Raw genomic sequence first — 20,703 nt, 5'->3', positions numbered from 1 at the left:
GCGTCCTGCGGATCGCGGGGCGCGTTGTGGAGACGACGGCGTGCTGACGGGAGGCGCGGTGCCAGCTGGTGCCGCGCCTCCCGTCCGTCGTCCGGTCGCGTTCACTGCCGCGGCCGGCCCCGAGTCTCGGGCTCAGCGACATTATTCGTGCTCGTCGGCGCGAGAACTGTCGTCCAAGCCGAGTCTCGCCGCGCCGCCGCCGAGTCTCGCGGCGGGCGGGCGGGTGCTCCGCGGCGGGCGCTACGCGCCGGTGCTCGCGCGCCGGACCAGGCGGGTGGGGAGCGCTACCGGCTCGGCCGCGGTGCCGTCGAGCGTCGCGAGCAGCCGTTCCGCGGCCGCACGCCCGAGGTCGGCGCCGGGCAGGGCGACGCTCGTCAGCGCGGGGGCCGTCACCGACGACGACGGCAGGTCGTCGAAGCCGGCGACCGCGAGCTCCCCGGGAACCGCGATGCCCAGTGACCCGGCGACGCGCAGGACGCCGTAGGCCAGGGTGTCCGCCGCGGCGACGACCGCGGTGACGTCGTCGTCCTGCCAGGCCTCGATGACGTGCTCGGTGGCCGAGGCGGCGGCGTCCACGGTGAGGTCGGCGCGGGCGGTGACCTCGGACACGGTGATGCCTGCGGCGGCGCACTCCTGCTCGAAGAGGTCGCGCCGGACCCCGAACGTCGTCGCGCGGGAGGTCCCGTCGAGGTACCCGACGCGGCGGTGCCCCTGTTCGTGCAGGTGCGCGACGAGGTCGTGGACGCCGGGGGAGAGGTCGTAGTTGACCGCTTCGGAACCACCGGGGGCGTCGAGGAGCACCACGGGCACGCTCGCCGACATCGACTCGCCCGCGGCCGGGGCGTCGACGAGGATGCCCGCCGGCCGGAGGCGTTCGAAGCGGCGGACGTCGGCTGCCAGGGGCTGCGCGCCGCGCTCGGTGACCGACAACACGAGCTGGAACCGGTCGCCGATGGTGTCGCGCACGCCGCGGATGACCTCGGCGAAGAAGGGGTTCGACAGGTCGGGGGCGATGAGGACGACCAGGTCGCCGCTGCCGCGCGCCAGGGAGCTCGCGGCGTGGTCGACGACGTAGCCGAGCTCGTCGACGGCGTCGCGCACCCGCGTGGCGATGGGGACGGACACCCGGCCGCGGTCCTTGCCGTTGACGACCAGGGAGACCGTGGCGATGCTCGTGCCGGCGCGCTCGGCCACCATGGCAGCGGTCACACGGCGGCCCGGGGCGACGGATGAAGGCACGGGTCGATGCTACCGAGGAGGCCTCGACGACTTGACGTCAAACGCTTGACGTGTTTCGATGTCAAACGCTTGACGCGCTGCGTGACGACGCTCTGTCGGACCGCGGATCCCCACCGCGTCGAGCACAGACCCCTCGATTCCCCGAAGAAGTGGAGCGCCCAGCGTGCCCAGTGCGACCCAGCCCGCGAAGATCATCCTCGACTGCGACCCCGGCCACGACGACGCCGTCGCCATCCTGCTGGCCCACGGCAACCCGGACATCGAGCTCCTGGCCGTCACCACCGTCGTCGGCAACCAGACGCTGCCGAAGGTCACCCGCAACGCCCTCGCCGTCGCGCGCATCGCCGGCATCACCGGGGTGCCGTTCGCCGCGGGTGCCGACCGTCCGCTGCTGCGCCAGATCGAGGTCGCACCGGACATCCACGGCGAGAGCGGCCTCGACGGGCCGATGCTGCCCGAGCCCTCGTTCGAGCTCGACCAGCGGCACGCCGTCGACCTGATCATCGAGACGGTCATGGCGCACGAGCCCGGCACCGTCACGCTGGTGCCGACCGGCGGCCTGACGAACATCGCCCTCGCGGCCCGCAAGGAACCCCGCATCGTCGAGCGCGTCAAGCAGGTCGTGCTCATGGGCGGCGGCGTGCACGTCGGCAACTGGAGCCCCGTCGCCGAGTTCAACATCGTCATCGACCCCGAGGCCGCGTCGATCGTCTTCGACGCCGGCTGGGACGTCGTCATGGTCGGACTCGACCTGACGCACCAGGCCCTCGCCACCCCCGAGGTCGCCGCACGCATCGCCGCCGTCGGCACCGCCCCCGCCGCGTTCGTCGGCGAGCTGCTCGACTTCTTCGGCCAGACCTACAAGGACGCGCAGGGCTTCGACTCCCCGCCGGTGCACGACCCCTGCGCCGTCGCGTACGTCATCGACCCGACCATCGTCCGCGCCGTGAAGGTCCCGATCCACATCGAGACCCAGGGCACCCTGACGCTGGGCATGACCGTCGCCGACTTCCGTGCGCCCGCGCCGGAGGACTGCCGGACGAGCGCGGCCATGGAGCTCGACCACGAACGGTTCTGGGACCTGGTCGTCGACGCCCTCGAGCGCATCGGCGAGACCCCTGACACCGGCTGGACCCCGCGCGCCGCCACGACCACCACCACGACCCCGGAGATCTGAACACCATGACCACCACATCGACGAAGAAGTCGATCGGCGCCCTCACCGCGGCGCTCCTCGCAGCGTGCATCGCGTTCCAGCTCAACGCGAGCATGCTCAGCCCCGCGCTGGTCACGATGGCGCGCGAGCTCAAGACCGACGACGCCACGATCGGTCTCTCGCAGACCCTGTACTTCACGCTCGCGGCGCTGTTCTCGCTGTTCCTGCCGCGCCTGTCCGACATCGTCGGCCGTAAGCGCGTCCTGATCGGCATGCTCGCCGTGATGCTCGTCGGCAGCATCGTCGCCGCACTCGCCGTGAACGTGCCGATGCTGTTCGCCGGCCGGATCATCCAGGGTGTGACCGGTCCGGTCGTCCCGATCTGCCTGCTCGTCCTGCGCAACGAGATCGCCGACCCGAAGCGCTACGGCGCCGCGCTCGGTCTGCTCACCGCCGTGAACGGCGGCATCGCCGGCGTCGATGCCCTGGCCGGTGGCTGGATCGCCACGAACTTCGGGTTCCGCGGGATCTTCTGGGTCATCGCCGTCGTCACCGTCATCGCGCTGGCGCTCGTCGCCGTGTGGGGTGTGGAGTCGAAGCCGTCCGCCGGTACCCGGATGGACTGGATCGGTGTCGTCCCCCTGGTGGTGAGCGTCGGCGCACTGCTCACCGCGTTCAACGAGGCCGGCAAGCTCGGTGCCGCCAACCCGGCACTGGTGATCGGCGGTGTCGTCGTCGCGCTCGCCGCCTTCGCGGTCTTCTGGGCGGTCGAGTCCCGCGTGAAGGAGCCGCTCGTCGAGACCCGGTTCCTCAAGCGCCGTGCCACGTGGGCGCTCCTCGCGACGACGTTCCTGACCATGACGGGCGTCTTCGCGGTCGTCAACGGTCTCGTCACGTCGCTCGCGCAGAACGGCGACGCCGGCTTCGGCATGGAACCCGACCTCGCCTCGCTGGTGTTCCTCACCCCCTACGCGCTGGTCGGCTGGATCGTCGGTCCGTTCGCCGGACGCCTCGCGCCGACCATCGGCTACCGCGCCGTGCTCCGCTTCGGCCTCATCGGCAGCATCGTCTCGACGGTCCTGATGGCGCTCGTGGGCGTGCACTCGCTGCCGGTCCTGGTCACCGCGACCGTCCTGATCGGCATCACGTACGCCGGCATCGCGAACATCATCTTGAACGGCCTGGGCATCGTGCTCTCGCCGGAGTCGAACCCCGGCTTCCTGCCCGGTCTGAACGCCGGTGCGTTCAACCTCGGTGCCGGGGTCAGCTTCGCCGTCCTGCCGGCGCTGCAGATCGCGCTCGGGGTCGGCGGGTCCGCGGGCACCGCCGGGTACTCGGGTGGCATGCTGCTCGGTGCCGTGATCACGACCGCCGCACTCGCGATCTCGTTCCTCATCCCCCGCCCGGAGAGCGCCGAGACCACGTCCGTCGCGCCGCAGAAGGAGACCGTCCGTTGACCCAGACCATCGTGATCGTCGGATCGCTCAACGCGGACCTGGTGGTCCGGACCGAGCGGTTCCCGAAGCCCGGTGAGACCCTGCACGGGTCCGACCTGGCGATCCTGCCGGGTGGCAAGTCCGCCAACCAGGCGGTGGCTGCCGGGAGGCTCGGGGGCACGGTCCGCATGATCGGTGCGGTCGGCGACGACGGGAACGGTGCGCTGCTCCGCGACTCCGTCGCGGCTGCGGGTGCGGACACGACGCACGTCGCCGTCCGGGAGGGCGTGGCCACCGGCACCGCCGTCATCACGGTCGACGCCGCGGGGGAGAACACCATCGTGATCTCCGCCGGCGCCAACGGCACGCTGACGCCGGACGACGTGCCCGCCGACGCCTTCGACGACGCCGGCGTGCTCGGCCTCTGCCTCGAGGTCTCGATCGACGTCGTCCTCGCCGCAGCCCGGGCAGCGCACGCCGCCGGGGTCACGGTGTTGACGAACCTGTCGCCCTTCGGCGATGTCCCCGCCGAGTTGCTCGAGCTGACCGACGTCCTGCTCGTCAACGAGCACGAGGCCGAGTCGCTCGGCGAGCACGGTGTCGCGCGCTCGATCGTCACCCGCGGCGGCTCGGGCTGCGTCGTGCACGACGGTGAGGCGGACCCGGTGTCGATCGACGCCGTCCGGGTCGAGCCGGTGGACACGACGGGCTGCGGCGACGCCTTCATGGGTTCGGTGGCCCTGCGGCTGGCGGCGGGGGACTCCCTCGTCGACGCCGCACGGTTCGCGGTGGGGGTCGGGGCGTACGCCGCGACCAAGGCGGGCGCACAGGCCTCGTACCCGACCACGGCGGAACTCGAGGCGTTCCTGCGGGCGGAGGACGGGCCTCCAGGCAGCTAGCGTTGTGGCATGCGCGTGGGAGTCCTCGACATCGGGTCCAACACCGGCCACCTGCTCGTGGTGGACGCCCACGGCGGCGCCGCGCCGCTGCCGGCGTCCTCGTTCAAGCAGCCGCTGCGGCTGGCCGAGCACCTCGACGACGCAGGGGCGGTGACGCCCGAGGGCGTCGACGCGCTGACGCGGTTCGTCGCGGACGCCGTGCGCGTTGCCGAGGAACGCGGCTGCGAGGACATGCTCGCCTTCGCGACCTCGGCCGTGCGCGACGCGGTGAACTCCGACGAGGTGCTCGCCCACGTCGAGGCCTCGACCGGGGTCGAACTGGCCGTCCTGTCCGGTGGGGACGAGGCGCGACTGACGTTCCTGGCGGTCCGGCGGTGGTTCGGGTGGTCCGCCGGACGGCTCGCGGTGTTCGACATCGGCGGCGGCTCGCTCGAGATCGCCGGGGGCGCCGACGAGGCCCCGGACGTCGCGTGGTCGATGCCGATCGGTGCCGCCCGCCTGGCCCGGTCCTACTTCGCAGCCGGCACCCCGACCGAGGACGACGTCCGCCGCATCCGGCACGAGATCCGCGTGGAGATCGCCCGCGACGCCGGCAAGTTGCTCCGCGCCGGTCGGCCGGACCGTGCCGTGGCGACCTCGAAGACCTTCCGGTCGATCGCGCGGATCTGCGGGGCGGCGCCCTCGGGTGCCGGTCCGCTCGTGCCGCGGGCGCTCGACGGCGACGTGCTCCGGTCGAAGCTGCCCGCGCTGCTGACGATGTCGGTCGACGAACTCGCGACGCTGCCCGGGGTGTCGGCGAGCCGGGCGCACCAGGTGGTGCCGGGTGCGCTCGTGGCCGAGGCCTGCCTCGACATCTTCGACCTGCCGGCGCTGGAGATCTGCCCGTGGGCGCTCCGCGAGGGCGTGATCCTCGAGCGGCTTGACCAGCTGTCGGTGCTGGGCAACTCCCAGTAGTGACCGTTATGGTCAGTACATGACCAAAACGGACACACTCCGTGCGCTCGTCCCCGGCGCACTCTGGACGGTCGCGGGGGTCGGATGGCTCGTCGGCGAAGCCGTCTCGGCGTCGGCGTTCCCCGGCTACAGCTACGCGACGAACTACATCTCCGACCTCGGGGTCCCCGACGTCGGCGCGTTCCAGGGGCGGGGGATCGACTCACCGCTGCACGCGCTCATGAACACGACGTTCATCGGGCAAGGCGTCCTGTTCGGGATCGCAGCGGTGCTCGCCGTCGTGGTGTTCCGTGCCGCGTCCCGCCGTGCGCGGGTGGCGACCGCGGTCCTCGCCGTGGTCCACCTGGTCGGGATGGTCCTGGTCGGCTCGTTCCACGGCAGCCAGACGAGCACCGACGGCGGCACCATCGTGTTCCACGTGCTCGGCGCGGCGGCAGCGATCACGACCGGCAACCTCGTGGCGATCACCGCCGGCATCGGGTCCCGGGCGCTGCGGGCGCCGGCGGCCTACCGGATCGCGAGCGTCGTGCTCGGGATCGTCGGCCTCGTCTCCCTCGTGATGCTCGTCGTGGACTCGTCGTCGACGGTGATCGATGTGCTCCCCGACGGTGTGTGGGAGCGTGCGTCCGTGTACACGATCGTCGCGTGGGAGCTCATGACCGGGATCACCCTGCTGGTCGCGGGGACCCGGCGCCGTCGGGCGGCACGAGCCTCGGCGGTCCGCGCATGACCCGCCCCGCGCGCCGTGCTCGGCCCTCTGCCGAGGAGATCAACGGGGACGTCCTGGACATCACCGCCGGACTCATCGCCCGCCGCGGCATCAAGGACACCGCCGTGCAGGCCGTCGCCGACCAGGCCGGCTACTCGAAGGCGGGCATCCTCGCCCGGTTCACGAGCAAGGAGCTGCTCGTCGAGGCCGCGCTCGCGCAGTGCGCCGTGCAGACCGAGGCGATCCGGGCAGCTGCCTCCGACGCCCCCGCGGGGGAGTCCCGCGACGCCGCGGCGCTCGCGGGGATCGCCGACCTCGCACTCGCCCGGCCGGGGTGGGCGGAACTCGCCCTCGCGGCGTTCACCCTGCGGCGCGGGGACGACGTCGGCGTCCGGCTCGAACCGGTCGCCGCGACGCTCCTCGACGTGTTCGGCATCGACATGGCCGACGCCACGGCCACCCCGCTGGACCGGCGGGCGCGGGTCTCCGGGGCGTTCGGTGCGATCGTGATGCTCGCGCTGACGTACGAGACCGAGGCCTCCGCCGCCGAGGCCCGGCCGCACATGCTGCAGGTCGGGTGGGACGCCCTCGGCCACGACGGGTTCGTGCCGCTCGGGGTCGTCGACTAGGGCCGCTCGGACCTCGGTGGAGCCAGCAGCCACGGACGGATCAGCTTCGTCACGAAGGGCAGCACCCAGAACGTCATGATCGGTGTGAGCACGAGCGTCGTGATGAGCACCCGCGGCAGCGCTGCGAGTCCCGCGAACGACGGCACGAGCAGCCCGACGACGATCGTGAACGCCAGGTTCACCGGGAAGAAGCCGAGCCAGATGCTCACCGCCTGCTTCCACCGCGGGGGAGCGCTCGATGCAGGGGCGTCCTGCGGGACGTCGAACCAGCCCTCGATGCCCGTGCGCTTCTCGACGCGGGACTCCACGACCAGGTCGCGACCGAGGTCGAGCCAGCGCAGCCGGTCGTCGGAGTTCTCCCACGTGGCCAGGGAATCGTGGTCGGCGAAGCGGTAGAGCATGTGCCACTCGCGGGACTGCGCCCGGGACCGCACCCACCCGGAGCCGAGGAACCCCGGGTACCGGTTGGCGAGGTTCACGCCGGACTGCACCCAGTGGGTGACCTCGGGGATGCGATCGGGTTCGACCAGGCGGGTGATGGACACGGTGACGGGCGGGCCGGCGGTCTCGGGTGACGACTGCAGGCTCCCTGGCTCTTGTGGAGTCATGGGTCCAGTGTCGCGGACGCGTGTTACCGGCTCGTGTCGTCGAGGAGGTCAGTCCTCTGCTGACAGGCCGTGGAGCTGCATCGCCGCGATCACTGCAGGATCGTGCGTTCGGAGCGGTTCCGCTGTGACGTCGTGGAGCAACCGGCTCCGGTCCCCGTCGTCCGATCGCTCGAACACCGTCCAGAGCTCGAGGTCGGACCCGTGCCGGGAAAGGAACCGCACTCCGTCGAACACCGGGTTCATCGCCTCGTCGGTGAGTGAGTAGATCGCCAGACCAACTCGTTGCGTCAGCGCCCGGTGCGTCGCCTGCTGGACGGCGGAGACGTCGAAGTCCGCGAGCCCCAGCCGCTGCGCGGACTCGAGGAACTCCGGACGGAGCTGTGCCACGGTCGCAGCTGCGCCGACGTCGCAGAACACTCCGGAAAGCGCCGCGCGGGCGAGGAGCCGCTCTCGGAACCACGTCGACGGTACGACACCGGCTTGGCCCGTCGGGTAGAGCGCATCGACTTCGTCTTCGATGATCTCCGCCATTGCGTCGATGACCTGAGGGTCCGGGCGGAACTGTGCGAGTACCTCGACGAGGGACGCGAACGGCGAGGAACCCGCGTAACTCGTCCGGTAGGTTCCGTTCGGCGAATCCCATCGGCCAGGGAACACTCCCCCGTCTGCCCACTTCCAATCGGACCAACCCCACGGCGTCGGCTTCCGACCGACGCGCCACACCGGTCCGTCGGGGCGGCAGGCGACGAGGTCGCCCTCGAGCTTCATCAGCCGTTCGCCACGAACGCTCGGGCCGCGTCCAAGACCCTCGGGCCGACTTCGTCCAGGTCGCCCTCGCGCAGGGTCCGCGCCGGGGAAGCGTCGTCGAGTCGCGGATTGAGTCCCTGGAACCAGGCTTGGGCAACGCGTTCTCCGTCGACCCCGGCGATGAACTCGGCCACGCGGAACGTGAGCTTCAGCCGCTGCTCGACGACGCTTGATGGCCGTCGGCCCCCGGCTTCGGACCATTGCTGCACCGCTCGGGTCTCGTTCACCCCCGCGATGTACGCGACCAGCTTGGAGCCGAGAACCGAGCGGAGGTCCCCCACGATCTCCGGGAGGTCAGCGCGGATCGAGCGTTCGAATGCCTGGAGCTCTGTGGTGCGCATGCTTGCAACTTACCACTCACACCCCGGATCACACCCCGGATCACACCAAACTGCGCCGCAGTGAAGAGGCCTAGCTCGCCTGCTTCTTCTCGGCGGGGGCCTTCTTGGCCACGGGTTTCTTCGCGGGTGCCTTCTTTGCGGGGGTCTTCTTCGCGGGGGCCTTCTCGGTGGCCTTGGCGGGCGCAGTCTTCTTTGCAGGCGCCTTCGCGGCCGGCGCCTTCTTCGTCGAGCCGGACGCGCTCGAGTCGGAACCCGACGACGAACGCGAGCTGGACGCCGAACGCGACCCCGAGCCTCCTGTCCGCTTCTTGTCCACGGACGCACGCAGGGCGGCCATCAGGTCGAGGACGTCACCGCCCTCGCCCTCGTCGTCCTCGTCGTCCTTCGCGCCGAACGTCTTCTCGGTGTCGATGTCGTCACCGGCGTCGAGCTTGGCGTCGATGAGCTGCTGCAGTTCCTCTTGGTAGGAGTCGGTGTAGCGGTCGGGATCGAAGTCCGTCGACATGCTCTCGACGAGCGACGAGGACATCTTCAGCTCGTTCGCGCTGACCTTCACCGACGAGTCCAGCGCCGTGAAGTCGGCGGCTCGGACCTCGTCGCCCCACAGCAGCCCCTGCAGCAGGATGACGTCGTCGTGGACGCGCAGCACGCCGAGCCGGGTCTTCTGGCGCAGCGTGAACTGCACGATCGCGAGCCGGTCGGTCTTCGCCAGGGTCTCGCGCAGCAGCACGTAGGCCTTCGGCGAGCGCGAGTCCGGCTCGAGGTAGTACGTCTTCTCGAACATCATCGGGTCGACCTGATCGACGGGGACGAACTCGAGCACCTCGACCTCGTGCGACTGCTCCTCGGGGAGCTGCTTGAAGTCGTCCGCGGTCAGCACCACGGTCTTGTCGCCGTCGTCGTAGGCACGCTGGATGTCGGCGTACTCGACCTCGTGTCCGAACTCGCAGACGCGCTTGTAGCGGATGCGGCCCTTGTCCTCGTCGTGGACCTGGTGCAGGGACACGTCGTGGGTCTCGGTGGCCGCGTACACCTTGATGGGCACGTTGACGAGCCCGAACGCGATGGAACCCTTCCAGATCGACCTCATGCGCACATGATGCCCGTGTCCGCACGGGAGTGCCCGCAGCCGACGGGTTCTCCACAGATCCGGGTTCGCTGGACCGTCGACCGGTCGACGCGAGCACGATGGGCGCATGAGCCAGCTCGACAAGCAGGACCCGCGCTCGCAGTTCGCCAGACCGCCGTTCCCCGCGCAGACGCAGCAGGGGTCCGGGCTGGCCAGTGCGATGGACCCGCCGCCCGACCACGGCGAGGTCTCCTACCTCGGCACGGGGCGCATGCGGGGGTACCGCGTGCTCGTCACGGGTGCCGACTCCGGCATCGGCCGAGCCGCGGCGATCGCGATGGCGAAGGAAGGGGCAGACGTCGCACTGAACTCCCTGCCCGAGGAGATCGACGACCTGACCGAGGTCCGTGACGTCATCGCCGACCTCGGTCGCAACGCCGTGATGCTGCCCGGTGACCTGACGGACGAGGGCTTCTGCGACGAACTCGTCCGGACGGCGGTGCGCGACCTCGGCGGGCTGGACGCCCTCGTCCTGGTCGCCGGACACCAGCTGGTGCACGAGGACGTCACCGAGCAGTCGACCGAGGACTTCGACCGCACGATGAAGGTCAACCTGTACTCGCTGTTCTGGCTGGTCCGGGCTGCCGTGCCGCACATGGCGCCGGGCAGCGCGATCGTGACGACGAGTTCGGTGTCCGCGTACCAGCCGCAGGACCGCATGATCGACTACGCGGCGACGAAGGCCGCGATCACCACCTACACCAACGGCCTCGCGCGGCAGCTCGCGGCGAAGGGCATCAGAGCGAACACCGTGGTGCCCGGGCCCGTGTGGACGCCACTGCAGCCGATCAGCTACCCGGGCGACGAGATCGCACGGTACGGCCAGGACACCCCCTTCGGCCGGCCGGCGCAGCCCGTCGAGCTCGGCAGCGCCTACGTGTACCTGGCGGGGCCGGAGTCGTCGTACACCTCGGGCACGACCCTGACGGTGGCGGGAGCGACCGGGGTGGCGCTGTGAGTCCGGCGGCCCGCAAGACCGTCGTCCTGGTCGGCGATCGGCGACTGGCGCTGACGAACACGGACAAGGTGCTCTACCCCGAGACCGGCACGACCAAGGGGCGGGTGATCGAGTACTACGAGCGTGTGGCGCCGTGGACGATCCCGCACGTCAAGGACCGTCCAGTGACCCGGAAGCGGTGGGCGAACGGCGTCGACGGCAAGGTCTTCTTCGAGAAGAACCTGCCGGACTCCGCGCCCGACTGGGTCCGCCACCACACCATCCACCACTCCGAGCACGACAACGAGTACCCGATCGTCGACGACCTGCCGACCCTCGTGTGGATGGCGCAGCAGGCCGCGCTGGAACTGCACGTGCCGCAGTGGCGGTTCGGCCCGCGCGGTGGGCAGCAGAACCCGGACCGGCTCGTGCTCGACCTGGACCCCGGCGAGGGCGTCGGCCTGCCCGAGTGCGTCGAGGTGGCGGTCGCGGCACGCGAGATCCTGCACGGCATGGGGCTCGACCCGTACCCGGTGACCTCCGGTTCGAAGGGGATCCACCTCTACGCCGCCCTCGACGGCCGGTCGACCACGGCGAACGTCTCCGACGTCGCGCACGAACTCGCGAAGGCGCTCGAGCACGACCTGCCCGACCTGGTGCTGTCGTCGATGAGCCGGGCCGAGCGGACGGGCAAGGTGTTCGTCGACTGGTCGCAGAACAACGGCAACAAGACGACGATCGCGCCGTACTCGCTGCGCGGCCGCGAGCGGCCGACGGTCGCAGCACCCCGCACCTGGAAGGAACTCGAGGAACGCGGGCTCGCGCAGCTCACGTTGGACGAGGTCCTCGAACGCCTGCAGGCGCACGGGGACCACCTGCACCCGGTCGCCTCCGCCTCGCTTGCCGTCGGGCGCGACGACCACGGTCACTGGGACAGCGACCGGACCGAGCGTGCGAACGAGGCCGAGCAGCCGGCTCGCGACCGGCTCACCGCCTACCGCGCGAAGCGCGACGCCTCGAAGACGCCGGAGCCGGTGCCCGAAGGAGCCCCCACGGTCCGGAAGGACGGCACCCCGACGTTCGTGATCCAAGAGCACCACGCCACCCGCGACCACTACGACTTCCGGCTGGAGCACGACGGTGTGCTGGTGAGCTGGGCATTGCCCAAGGGCGAACCGACCGACCCGGGCAAGAACCACCTGGCCGTGCAGACCGAGGATCACCCGCTCGAGTACGGCGCGTTCGAGGGCACGATCCCGAAGGACGAGTACGGCGGCGGCACGGTCACGCTCTGGGACGACGGCACCTACGAGCTCGAGAAGTGGCGCGAGGGCGAAGAGGTCATCGTCACCCTGCACGGTCGGACCGGCGGCGCTCGCCGACTGGCGCTCCTGCACACCCGCGGCCGGGGCGGGGCGGGCGACGAGAAGAACTGGCTCATCCACCGCACGAAGGAGCAACCCGACCGGCTGGCGGACGCCGGCGGCGCGACGGACGCGGGGCGGGCCTCCCGTCCCTCTGCCGCGCACCGAGACGGACAGCGGCGCATCAGCGGAGCCAGCCCCGCGGACACCGCTCCAGGGGACCGACGGACCATGCAGGCCACCCTGGCGAAGGACGCACCCCGGCTGGACCCGGCCGACTGGGCGTTCGAGATGAAGTGGGACGGCGTCCGTGCGCTCGCCACCGTCCGGGACGGCTCGGTCACGCTGCGGAGCCGGAACGACAACGACCTGACGGAGCAGTACCCGGAACTCCAGGAACTCGGCGACCGTGCCGGGGTCGACGGCGTCTTCGACGGCGAGATCGTCGCGTTCGACGACCGGGGGCGCCCGAGCTTCCAGCTCCTGCAGAACCGGATGGGCCTGACGAAGGCGCGCGAGGTGCGGGCGGCGCAGCAGACGACCCCCGTGCGGTTCCTGGTCTTCGACGTGCTCGAGGCCGACGGGCACGAACTCACCCGCCTGGCGTACGACGCCCGGCGGCAAGCGCTCGAGACGGTCGTCGAGCCCGGCGGGGCGATCGACGTGCCGCCAGCCTCGCAGGGTGACCTCGACGGCGTGATGGCGTCGTCGCAGGAGCAGGGCCTCGAAGGGGTCGTCGCGAAGAAGCGCAGCTCGAAGTACGCCGAGGGCAGGCGGTCCGAGGCCTGGCTGAAGCTGAAGCACCACGCCACGCAGGAAGTCGTGGTCGGTGGGTGGAAGCCTGGCAGTGGTCGTCGAGCGGGCGGGATCGGCTCGTTGTTGCTCGGCGTGCCCGGTCCGGACGGTCTCGAGTACGTCGGCAAGGTCGGCACCGGGTTCCGTGACCGCGACCTCGACGAGATCGCCGCAGCGCTGCGACCGCTCGACCGGAAGACCTCGCCGTTCGTCGACGTGCCCCGGATCGACGCACGGGACGCGCACTGGGTGACGCCGAAGCGGGTGGGCGAGGTCGAGTTCGCCGAGTGGACCGGTGACGGACGCCTGCGGCAGCCGTCCTGGCGGGGCTGGCGTCCGGACAAGGACCCCGAGGACGTGGTGCGCGAACACTGACCTGCTCGCCGGACCGGCCGCCATGTGCCGGCTCGCGAACGCGCTGATGCGTGCGCATGGGGTCCGCCCGTGGCGAAATTCCGTCCCCCGTCCGGCGCCCGGGCGGGGGACGTTTCCACATGTCCGGCCGCCGGTCCGCCGCCGACTGTTACGTTCGCCGGGACGAAAGGGCCTGGGGATGAGCTCGAGCAAGTACCTGCCGCCGTACACGGCCGAGGAACGCGTCGCGATCAACGGGGATCGTGCCGCACGGATCCCGGTCGATCCGGGGGCCGTGGTGACCGACACCGAAGCGACCTACGCGGACTTCCTCGCCGACGAGACCGACGAGTAGCCGCCGGGGCGGGGGAGAAGACGGCCCGTGCACCGGATCAGGGAGCGCACGGGCCGCCGTCGAAGCACCGTGACCGACCCTTCAGGGATGGCCGGCCACGGCGCGCTCGCACCAGGCGCGCGGAGGCGTACCTGGTAGGCACGTACTAAGGACGTGACGAACACCCGATTCGTCACACGAGAATCCGAGATCCGCGAAGAGGAGCTGCTCCTGTCCAGCGACGAAGCCCTCGCGGCGTTGTCCGACGCCTCGCTCGTCGAGCGCAGCGCCGACGGCGACACGGCCGCGTTCGGGGTGCTGATCCGTCGGTACGGACCGCACATGCGGGCCTACGCGGCTCGGATCCTCGGGTACGGCGACGGCGAGGCCGACGACGCCGTCCAGGAAGCCGCACTGCAGGCCTGGCAGCGCATCGACCGGGTCGAGGACCCGGAGCGGGTGCGCAACTGGCTCTTCCGGATCGCGGCCAACAAGGCCCTCGACCGGCTCCGCGGGCGGCACCCGCACGCCGACCTCGAAGCGATGGTCGACGCCCCGGACGAACGACCCGTCGACGAGGTGGTCGCCACCCGGATGCAGGTGCGGGAACTCGCGCGTATCGTGCAGGCACTCCCGGATGCACAGCGCGCCGTCTGGGTGATGCGCGAGGTGGGTGGGGCGCCCTACGCCGAGATCGCCGAGGCGACCGGGTTGCCCGCGCCGACCGTCCGTGGGCTGCTCGCACGTGCGCGGCGACACGTGCTCGAACAGATGGAGGGGTGGCGATGACCGACGACGTCGACGACCGTCACGGTGCCTTCACGCTGGACGAACTCTCCGACTACCTCGACGCCGACCGAACGCCTGTCCGGGCGGACATCGAGGGTGATCCCGAAGCCGTCGCCGCACTCGAGCGGCTGCAGGCCCTGCGGGTGGCATCACGGGACCTGCTCGACACCGAGGCATCGGCGGACGGCGACGAGCGCTGGATCAGCTCGGTGCTCGCGTCCATCCGGACGACCGCCCACGCCGGACGGGACATCCCGGTCCCCGACGACGACCCGGCCGCGCACCTGGTCGTGACCGAGGGGGCTCTGCGCGGACTCGTCCGCACCCTCGGTGACGACGTGCCCGGTGTCGTCGTCCGGCGGACCCGGTTCAGCGGGGACGTCGGAGTCCCCGGCGGCGCCGTGGACGTCGACGTCACCATCGTGGCCACGCTCGAGGCATCGGTGTCGGACCGTGCCGAGGCGCTCCGGGCGCACATCACGTCGGTGCTCGGCGCGCACGCACCGTTCCGGATCCGCAGTGTCGTCGTCCGCGTCGCCGACGTCGTGGTCGGGGGCGCACCGTGACCGCGGACGTCCGGGTGCTCTCCCGCGAACTCACCTCCGTCGTCCTCGCGGTGCCGGGCGTCCGGTCGGTCCTGCCGCCCGGACCCGGGCTCGCCACGCTCGTCCGCGACGTCCGCTCCGTGCTCGAGATCCCGCGGGACGGTGGGGCCGTGCTCGTGCAGGACCGCCCGGACGGGGCGCGGATCCGCGTGGTCGTCACGACCGACCGGGCCGTGCCGACGATCACGGTCGTCCGGGCCGTGCGTGACGCCGTCGTGACCGCAGCGCGCCACTCCCTCGGGGCATCGCCCTCCGACGTCACGGTCCGCGTCGTCGAGATCGACTAAGCGTCAGGCGGCCGGTGCCGGTCCGTCCGACGGCTCGGCGTCGTCCGCGACGGGGAGGTCCTCGTCGACGAGCTCGTCCTCGCCGGGTTCGGACACCTCGGCCGCAGCGGCCTTGGCCTCGTCGATGGACTCCTGCGAGCGGCGGAGGAGGTCGTCGTCGTGTGCAGTCTGGTCGCTCATGCTCCAGGAGGCTACGCGGGCGTGCCTGTGTCGGCGTCCCGGCGTCCGGCCGGGCGGTGCGACCCCCAGTGTGTCCTGCCCCGCGGATCGGTCCGGGGGTGGGGCGGCTCGAAGTCGACCGCCGAGGTCGGAGCCGGTGACGAGGGCATCGCCGGCGCGGCCGGTGCGCCGTACGCGTCGGCCGCGTCGAGCACGGCCCGCGTCGCCGCCGCGGCCGTCCGCAGGGCGTCGCCGATCGGCATCGCTCGGTGGCCGGGGGTCCGGACCTCGACGCCCCACGGCTCGTCGAAACCGAGCTCCCGGACGGTGCGCACGAGCCCCGGCAGGTCCCACGCGCCCGCTCCGGGCAGGTACCGTGCCTCGCGGGCCTCTTCGGACAGGGTCATGCCGGCCGGGGTGTGCAGGAGCCCGTCGCTCAGTTCGACCGCCGCGAGCGTCGCGGGCGCGACCGCCTGGCGGATCGACGCCAACGTGGACCCGCCCCGCAGGGTGTGCATCGCGTCGAGCAGCAGCCCGCCGTTCGGGTGACCCGCCGCCGCGACGAACCGCGAGGCCCGTTCGATCGTCGGCAGGTTCGACCACGGCTCGGGTTCGAGGACGAGCTGCGCGCCGACGGCCGCGGCCTGGTCGGCCAGCACGGTCCAGTCGTCGGCCATCGTGATCGGTGAAGCGCCGGGCAACGTCGTGTCGGCACGAGCGATCACCTGCCAGGCGCGGAGCGCCGCGGCGGCCTCGAGGACCACCCCGCGGTCGGCGGCGTCGTCGTCGGTCCGGCTCGTGCACGTCCACCAGCGGTCGAGCGGCCCCAACTGGACCCAGACGATCCCCGCACCGTCGAGCATGCGGCGGAGTTCGGCGAAGCCCGTCGTCGCACGCACCTCGTGCAGGTCGTCGAGCGACAACGAGAGCCCGGCGAACCCGGCGGCACCGACCGCGTGGACGCGATCTCTGATGGGCTCGTCGCCCGCCCACGTCCACGACGTCGCCAGCAGATCGTGTTCCATCACGGCCGTACCTCCGTCATCCCGGAGCAGCTGCAGACGCCCGTCGCGATGGTCCTGCCCCGTGTGTGCGACGCCGCGATCCCCACCTGGCGTCGCACCAGGGATACCCGGCGTGTCTGCGAGCCCTCCCAGCGGCGCGTCACACTGCGGAAACGCCGGTCAGACGATGCGGGTGCGGACCGTGCCGATGCCGGCGATCGTGCCGACGACGAGTTGTCCGCGTTGCAGGACCCCGACCCCCTCGGGCGTCCCCGTCATGAGCAGGTCCCCTGGGGCGAGCGTCACCGATCGCGACAGCGCCGCGATCGTCTCCGCCACGGACCAGATCTGCTCGGCCAGGTCACCGACCTGCCGTCGTTCGCCGTCGACGACGAGCTCGATCGCACCAGCCGTCGGGTCGATGCCCTGCGCCGGGACGATCGCGCCGATCGGTGCCGAGGCGTCGAACCCCTTCGCCGTGTCCCAGGGCCGACCGAGACGCTTGGCCTCGGCCTGGAGATCGCGTCGGGTGAGGTCGATGCCCACCGCGTAGCCCCAGACGTGGGTGAGCGCGTCGTCGACGCTGATGTCCGCGCCGCCGGTGCCGATCGCGACGACCAGTTCGACCTCGTGCTCGAGCTGCGCCGTCTGCGGCGGGTACGGGGTGTCCGCGTCGTCGACGACGACGACGTCCGCCGGCTTGGTGAAGAAGAACGGCGGCTCGCGATCTGGGTCGTGACCCATCTCGCGTGCGTGCGCCGCGTAGTTCCGACCGACGCAGAAGACGCGTCGGACGGGGAAGCGTGCGCCCGTGGTCGTGGGGACGGTCGGGAGGCTCGGGGCCGGGATGACGAGGTCGGTCACGGTCTCAGCGTGGCAGGCTCGCAGGGCGTCGGTTCAGCTCTCACCGAAGGACGCCTCGTACTTGAGCTTCCGCGCGCGGGCGCGCTCCTGCCGTTCGCGCCACTCGATCCGTGCCTGGCGGAGCTCCTCCTCGGCGCCCTTCGCCCGCATCAGGGGGCCGTAGTGCGGATCGGCGAGCAGCGCTGGCGTGGTGAGCTCACGTCCGTCCAGCCAGTACTTGAAGTCCCGGTCACTGAGCTTCGAGATCATCGTTCGTCCCTTCGTTCGTCGCTGTCTTCAGGTCATCGAGTGCCTGGCGGACCCAGCGGTCGTCAGCGGTCGTCCAGTCGCGGGTCGTCAGGGCGACCGACATGACAGCAGCGGCCTCTCGCTGCCGCACGTCGTCCGAGGTCGCGCGGTCGGCGACCCACGACCAACGCTGCCACCAGAGATCCCGGTGCCCCAAGAACTCGGTATTTCGCCGCCCGGCCCGCCCGTCGACGACCGACACGACCAACGCGCCGACGGCCACGAGAGCCCCGACCACCGACACGACCGCACTCGTCAACGCGACATCCATGTGGACCACCCTGACGCCACAGGACCGGCCACGCGGCGGGCGTGACCGGTCCTGTGGACGGTGATCCGGGCCTCCCGGCCTGTGCAGGAGGGATCAGACAGACGGGTCCTGCGGCCACCCCGAGAACTCCCACCCGTCGACGGACGGGTGGTCCTCGCCCCGTGAGTAGGCGTACTCGCGGGCCGCGTCCCGTGCGACGGACAGCCGGTCGAGCAACTCGGCGTGTGCACCCGCGTCGACCCGCGTCAGGGCGTCGTGCGCCAGCGCGAAGCGGTCCATCTCGTTCCGCATGAGCATGTCGAACGGCGACGTCGTCGTGCCCTGCTCCAGGAACCCGTGCACGTGCAGGTCGTCGTGGCCGTTGCGGCGGTAGGTCAGCTGGTGCACGAGCGACGGGTACCCGTGGAACGCGAACACCGTCGGGGTCCCGGGCAGGAAGAGCTCGTCGTACCGCTCGTCGGGGATCGGGTGCTCGTGCTTCCGGGGATCGCCGAGGGCGAGCAGGTCGACGACGTTGACGACCCGGACGCCGACCCCGGGAGCGTGCTGCCGGATGATGTCCGCGGCGGCGACCGCCTCGACCGTGGGGACGTCCCCGGCGCAGGCGAGGACGACGTCGACGCGACCGACGGACTGCTCGGTACCGGCCCAGTCCCAGACCCCGAGACCTGCGTCCGCGTGGGCGACGGCGTCCTCGAGGGACAGGAAGACGGGCTCGGGGTGCTTCCCGGCGACGATCACCTCGATGCGGTCGGTGGTCTCGAAGGCGTGTGCCGCGACGGCGAGCAGCGTGTTGGCGTCGGCGGGCAGCTTGATCCGGACCAGGTCCTGCTGCTTGGACGCGACGACGTCGAGGAACCCGGGGTCCTGGTGGGAGAACCCGTTGTGGTCCTGCCGCCAGACGTGCGACGACAGCAGGATCGACAGGTTCGACACGGGCGCACGCCAGTCGATGTCGGTCGAGGACTCGAGCCACTTGGCGTACTGCCCGACCATCGAGTCGATGATGTGGGCGAACGCCTCGTAGGTGTTCAGGAGCCCGTGCCGGCCGGAGAGGACGTAGCCCTCGAGCATGCCCTCCAGCAGGTGCTCGGACAGCACCTCGGTCACGCGTCCACGGGCAGCGAGGTGTTCGTCGCCGACCGCGCGTTGTGCCCGCCACACGCGCGAGGTGACGTCGAAGACGGCGTCGAGCTTGTTCGAGATCGTCTCGTCCGGGCCGAAGAGCCGGAACGACGACGGGTTCTTCGTGATCAGCGCTGCGAGCCACGGGCCGAGCGTGCCGGTGGCCGAGGCCGTCGAGCCGGCGGGGACCCCGTACGCGTCGAGCGCTGGTCGGTCGAGGGCCGTCCGGATGCGCCCGCCGTTGGCGTGGGGAGTGGCGCTCATCCGGTCGTCGCCGGTGGGACGGATCGTCGTCATGATCCCGACGGGGTTCCCGTCCGCGTCGAAGAGCTCCTCGGGTCGGTAGGACCGCATCCACTCCTCGAGCTGGGCGCGGTGTGCGGAGTTCTCGCGGACCTCGGACAGCGGCACCTGGTGGGCGCGGAACGTCCCCTCGACCTGCTGGCCGTCGACCTCCTTCGGCCCGGTCCACCCCTTCGGGCTGCGGAGGATGATCATCGGCCAGCGCGGGCGCAGGCCGGCGGCGCCGGCGGGTTGCCCGGCAGCCGCACGTTCGGCCTGCGCCCGAGCTGCCGCCTGGATGTCGTCGATCGATGCGAGCGCTCGACGCAGAGCACCGTCGAACAGGGCGTGCACGGCGTACGGGTCGTCGTCGACCCGCTTCGAGTCCACCACGATCGGGTCGTACCCGAGGCCGCGGAAGTACGCGGTCAGGTCCTCACCGGGGATGCGGGCGAGGACGGTGGGGTTCGCGATCTTCCACCCGTTGAGGTTGAGGATCGGGAGCACGGCACCGTCGGACACCGGGTCGAGGAAGGTGTGTGCCTGCCACGACCCCGCGAGCGGGCCGGTCTCCGCCTCGCCGTCGCCGACGACGCACGCGACCACCAGGTCGGGGTTGTCCAGGGCCGCTCCGTACGCGTGGGCGAGGGAGTAGCCGAGTTCGCCGCCCTCGTTGATGGACCCGGGTGTCTCCGGTGCCGCGTGCGACGGGATCCCGCCGGGGAACGAGAACTGCCGGAAGAAGCGCTGCAGGTCGTCGTCCGCGTACAGCTCGCCCCACGTGCCGTCGAGCCAGGCGTTCGCGTTCATCGCCGGGCCGCCGTGGCCCGGGCCGCAGACGTACAGGAACTCGCGTCCGGTCTCGGCGATCAGCGCGTTGCAGTGCGCGTACACGAGGTTGAGGGCGGGCGAGGTGCCCCAGTGTCCGAGCAGCCGGGGCTTGATGTCGTCGGGCTCGATCGGCCGCCCCAACAGCGGGTTGTCCAGCAGGTAGATCTGCCCGACCGTCAGGTAGTTGGCGGCACGCCACCAGGCGTCGACCGCCCGGAGTCGGTCGGTGGTGGAGAGCTGTGCAGGAGCCATGCCCCCACGCTACGAAATGCCGGCCCCGTGAACCTCAGGAAACCCGTTCCAAACCGATCGCGGGGGTGCACCGAATGAGTTGCACAGGGCAAAAGCCCAGGGCGCTCTCCGGTCAGACATGGCCGTTGTTCAGCGTACGCACAGGAGCATACGTCGGCCGTCGGCCGGGGTGCCCACACAGCAAAGGAAACGATCACCATGCGCAAGAGCCTGAAGACCTCCATCACCCTCGCCACGACCGGCGCCCTCGTGCTC

The 20,703-nt window shown here is 71.3% G+C and carries 23 protein-coding genes; 12 read left to right on the top strand and 11 right to left on the bottom strand.

The annotated features are described in order from the left end of the window. Positions 1-240 precede the first annotated feature (240 nt). Entirely contained in the window at positions 241-1,239 is a 999-nt protein-coding gene (locus ITJ69_RS17025; protein ID WP_323743138.1) for a LacI family DNA-binding transcriptional regulator, read from the bottom strand. Positions 1,240-1,402: 163 nt separating this feature from the next. Between ITJ69_RS17025 and ITJ69_RS17020 the strand changes: the two genes are divergently transcribed. The 6 genes from ITJ69_RS17020 to ITJ69_RS16995 are packed head-to-tail and all read left to right on the top strand — an operon-like array spanning position 1,403 to position 7,022. Beyond that, positions 1,403-2,416: a nucleoside hydrolase gene (locus ITJ69_RS17020; RefSeq protein WP_134196181.1), complete on the top strand. Its 1,014-nt coding sequence runs from the start codon at positions 1,403-1,405 to the stop codon at positions 2,414-2,416. 5 nt (positions 2,417-2,421) lie between these two features. Continuing rightward, positions 2,422-3,852: an MFS transporter gene (locus tag ITJ69_RS17015; protein ID WP_123294886.1), complete on the top strand. Its 1,431-nt coding sequence runs from the start codon at positions 2,422-2,424 to the stop codon at positions 3,850-3,852. After that, complete coding sequence (locus ITJ69_RS17010) at positions 3,849-4,730, top strand: ribokinase (protein ID WP_194673417.1); 882 nt, start codon at positions 3,849-3,851, stop codon at positions 4,728-4,730. The genes ITJ69_RS17015 and ITJ69_RS17010 overlap by 4 nt, the downstream gene beginning before the upstream one ends. A gap of 9 nt (positions 4,731-4,739) precedes the next feature. Further along, positions 4,740-5,684, top strand: a complete 945-nt coding sequence (locus ITJ69_RS17005) for a Ppx/GppA phosphatase family protein (RefSeq protein WP_194673416.1) — start codon at positions 4,740-4,742, stop codon at positions 5,682-5,684. 19 nt (positions 5,685-5,703) lie between these two features. Next, a complete protein-coding gene (locus ITJ69_RS17000; protein ID WP_194673415.1) occupies positions 5,704-6,414 on the top strand; it encodes a DUF998 domain-containing protein in 711 nt (236 codons plus the stop codon). Further along, on the top strand, positions 6,411-7,022 hold the full coding sequence (locus ITJ69_RS16995; protein WP_194673414.1) for a TetR/AcrR family transcriptional regulator: 612 nt from the start codon (positions 6,411-6,413) through the stop codon (positions 7,020-7,022). Before ITJ69_RS17000 ends, ITJ69_RS16995 begins: the two co-directional genes overlap by 4 nt. On the opposite strand, the gene ITJ69_RS16990 is transcribed toward ITJ69_RS16995, so the two are convergent. The 4 genes from ITJ69_RS16990 to ITJ69_RS16975 form a co-directional block, all read right to left on the bottom strand. After that, complete coding sequence (locus ITJ69_RS16990) at positions 7,019-7,630, bottom strand: antibiotic biosynthesis monooxygenase (protein ID WP_123937324.1); 612 nt, start codon at positions 7,628-7,630, stop codon at positions 7,019-7,021. The genes ITJ69_RS16995 and ITJ69_RS16990 overlap by 4 nt on opposite strands. Before the next feature lie 48 nt (positions 7,631-7,678). Beyond that, positions 7,679-8,161, bottom strand: coding sequence for a hypothetical protein (locus tag ITJ69_RS16985; protein WP_194673413.1), 483 nt, complete (start codon positions 8,159-8,161; stop codon positions 7,679-7,681). 236 nt (positions 8,162-8,397) lie between these two features. Then, the gene (locus tag ITJ69_RS16980; RefSeq protein ID WP_123937326.1) at positions 8,398-8,778 is read right to left on the bottom strand and encodes a hypothetical protein; all 381 of its coding nucleotides are present in this window, start codon (positions 8,776-8,778) and stop codon (positions 8,398-8,400) included. Between the two features lie 70 nt (positions 8,779-8,848). After that, positions 8,849-9,868, bottom strand: coding sequence for a Ku protein (locus ITJ69_RS16975; RefSeq protein WP_194673412.1), 1,020 nt, complete (start codon positions 9,866-9,868; stop codon positions 8,849-8,851). A gap of 106 nt (positions 9,869-9,974) precedes the next feature. Here ITJ69_RS16975 and ITJ69_RS16970 point away from each other — a divergent pair, with 106 nt between their 5' ends. From ITJ69_RS16970 to ITJ69_RS16945, 6 genes are all read left to right on the top strand, one after another. Beyond that, complete coding sequence (locus tag ITJ69_RS16970; protein ID WP_123294896.1) at positions 9,975-10,865, top strand: SDR family oxidoreductase; 891 nt, start codon at positions 9,975-9,977, stop codon at positions 10,863-10,865. Continuing rightward, positions 10,862-13,378 carry an ATP-dependent DNA ligase gene (locus ITJ69_RS16965; protein WP_194673411.1) on the top strand — a complete coding sequence of 839 codons (2,517 nt, stop codon included), beginning with the start codon at positions 10,862-10,864 and terminating at the stop codon, positions 13,376-13,378. The genes ITJ69_RS16970 and ITJ69_RS16965 overlap by 4 nt, the downstream gene beginning before the upstream one ends. Positions 13,379-13,556: 178 nt before the next feature. Beyond that, complete coding sequence (locus ITJ69_RS16960; RefSeq protein WP_159570798.1) at positions 13,557-13,712, top strand: hypothetical protein; 156 nt, start codon at positions 13,557-13,559, stop codon at positions 13,710-13,712. Positions 13,713-13,865: 153 nt separating this feature from the next. Beyond that, positions 13,866-14,480 carry an RNA polymerase sigma factor gene (locus ITJ69_RS16955; protein ID WP_235035797.1) on the top strand — a complete coding sequence of 205 codons (615 nt, stop codon included), beginning with the start codon at positions 13,866-13,868 and terminating at the stop codon, positions 14,478-14,480. Further along, positions 14,477-15,046 (top strand): hypothetical protein, encoded by a 570-nt coding sequence (locus ITJ69_RS16950; protein WP_131922097.1) that lies wholly within the window; start codon positions 14,477-14,479, stop codon positions 15,044-15,046. Before ITJ69_RS16955 ends, ITJ69_RS16950 begins: the two co-directional genes overlap by 4 nt. After that, on the top strand, positions 15,043-15,372 hold the full coding sequence (locus ITJ69_RS16945; protein WP_194673410.1) for a hypothetical protein: 330 nt from the start codon (positions 15,043-15,045) through the stop codon (positions 15,370-15,372). The genes ITJ69_RS16950 and ITJ69_RS16945 overlap by 4 nt, the downstream gene beginning before the upstream one ends. Positions 15,373-15,375: 3 nt before the next feature. Here ITJ69_RS16945 and ITJ69_RS16940 read toward each other — a convergent pair whose 3' ends face one another. The 6 genes from ITJ69_RS16940 to ITJ69_RS16915 form a co-directional block, all read right to left on the bottom strand. Next, on the bottom strand, positions 15,376-15,552 hold the full coding sequence (locus ITJ69_RS16940; RefSeq protein ID WP_165901280.1) for a hypothetical protein: 177 nt from the start codon (positions 15,550-15,552) through the stop codon (positions 15,376-15,378). An 11-nt stretch (positions 15,553-15,563) separates the two neighbouring features. Then, entirely contained in the window at positions 15,564-16,556 is a 993-nt protein-coding gene (locus tag ITJ69_RS16935; RefSeq protein WP_132099402.1) for a sugar phosphate isomerase/epimerase family protein, read from the bottom strand. A gap of 159 nt (positions 16,557-16,715) precedes the next feature. Next, the gene (locus ITJ69_RS16930) at positions 16,716-17,399 is read right to left on the bottom strand and encodes a fumarylacetoacetate hydrolase family protein (RefSeq protein WP_194673409.1); all 684 of its coding nucleotides are present in this window, start codon (positions 17,397-17,399) and stop codon (positions 16,716-16,718) included. A gap of 33 nt (positions 17,400-17,432) precedes the next feature. Beyond that, positions 17,433-17,648, bottom strand: a complete 216-nt coding sequence (locus tag ITJ69_RS16925) for a hypothetical protein (RefSeq protein ID WP_159570810.1) — start codon at positions 17,646-17,648, stop codon at positions 17,433-17,435. Then, on the bottom strand, positions 17,629-17,931 hold the full coding sequence (locus ITJ69_RS16920) for a hypothetical protein (protein ID WP_131844797.1): 303 nt from the start codon (positions 17,929-17,931) through the stop codon (positions 17,629-17,631). Before ITJ69_RS16920 ends, ITJ69_RS16925 begins: the two co-directional genes overlap by 20 nt. Before the next feature lie 120 nt (positions 17,932-18,051). Continuing rightward, positions 18,052-20,448 carry a phosphoketolase gene (locus tag ITJ69_RS16915; protein WP_194673408.1) on the bottom strand — a complete coding sequence of 799 codons (2,397 nt, stop codon included), beginning with the start codon at positions 20,446-20,448 and terminating at the stop codon, positions 18,052-18,054. Between the last annotated feature and the right edge of the window lie 255 nt (positions 20,449-20,703).

This window comes from Curtobacterium sp. VKM Ac-2887, assembly GCF_015350935.1.
Lineage (GTDB): Bacteria > Actinomycetota > Actinomycetes > Actinomycetales > Microbacteriaceae > Curtobacterium.
This window is presented reverse-complemented; position numbering and strand designations above follow the sequence as displayed.

What these genes read in the sequence shown, in the direction of transcription:
- ITJ69_RS16950 (WP_131922097.1), top strand. Translation starts at nt 14,477, where the DNA reads ATGACCGACGACGTCGACGACCGTCACGGTGCCTTCACGCTGGACGAA.
- ITJ69_RS16960 (WP_159570798.1), top strand. Translation starts at nt 13,557, where the DNA reads ATGAGCTCGAGCAAGTACCTGCCGCCGTACACGGCCGAGGAACGCGTC.
- ITJ69_RS17000 (WP_194673415.1), top strand. Translation starts at nt 5,704, where the DNA reads ATGACCAAAACGGACACACTCCGTGCGCTCGTCCCCGGCGCACTCTGG.
- ITJ69_RS16925 (WP_159570810.1), bottom strand. Translation starts at nt 17,648, where the DNA reads ATGATCTCGAAGCTCAGTGACCGGGACTTCAAGTACTGGCTGGACGGA.
- ITJ69_RS17015 (WP_123294886.1), top strand. Translation starts at nt 2,422, where the DNA reads ATGACCACCACATCGACGAAGAAGTCGATCGGCGCCCTCACCGCGGCG.
- ITJ69_RS16940 (WP_165901280.1), bottom strand. Translation starts at nt 15,552, where the DNA reads ATGAGCGACCAGACTGCACACGACGACGACCTCCTCCGCCGCTCGCAG.
- ITJ69_RS16995 (WP_194673414.1), top strand. Translation starts at nt 6,411, where the DNA reads ATGACCCGCCCCGCGCGCCGTGCTCGGCCCTCTGCCGAGGAGATCAAC.
- ITJ69_RS16970 (WP_123294896.1), top strand. Translation starts at nt 9,975, where the DNA reads ATGAGCCAGCTCGACAAGCAGGACCCGCGCTCGCAGTTCGCCAGACCG.
- ITJ69_RS16985 (WP_194673413.1), bottom strand. Translation starts at nt 8,161, where the DNA reads ATGGCGGAGATCATCGAAGACGAAGTCGATGCGCTCTACCCGACGGGC.
- ITJ69_RS16915 (WP_194673408.1), bottom strand. Translation starts at nt 20,448, where the DNA reads ATGGCTCCTGCACAGCTCTCCACCACCGACCGACTCCGGGCGGTCGAC.
- ITJ69_RS17005 (WP_194673416.1), top strand. Translation starts at nt 4,740, where the DNA reads ATGCGCGTGGGAGTCCTCGACATCGGGTCCAACACCGGCCACCTGCTC.
- ITJ69_RS16975 (WP_194673412.1), bottom strand. Translation starts at nt 9,868, where the DNA reads ATGAGGTCGATCTGGAAGGGTTCCATCGCGTTCGGGCTCGTCAACGTG.
- ITJ69_RS16980 (WP_123937326.1), bottom strand. Translation starts at nt 8,778, where the DNA reads ATGCGCACCACAGAGCTCCAGGCATTCGAACGCTCGATCCGCGCTGAC.
- ITJ69_RS16990 (WP_123937324.1), bottom strand. Translation starts at nt 7,630, where the DNA reads ATGACTCCACAAGAGCCAGGGAGCCTGCAGTCGTCACCCGAGACCGCC.
- ITJ69_RS16935 (WP_132099402.1), bottom strand. Translation starts at nt 16,556, where the DNA reads ATGGAACACGATCTGCTGGCGACGTCGTGGACGTGGGCGGGCGACGAG.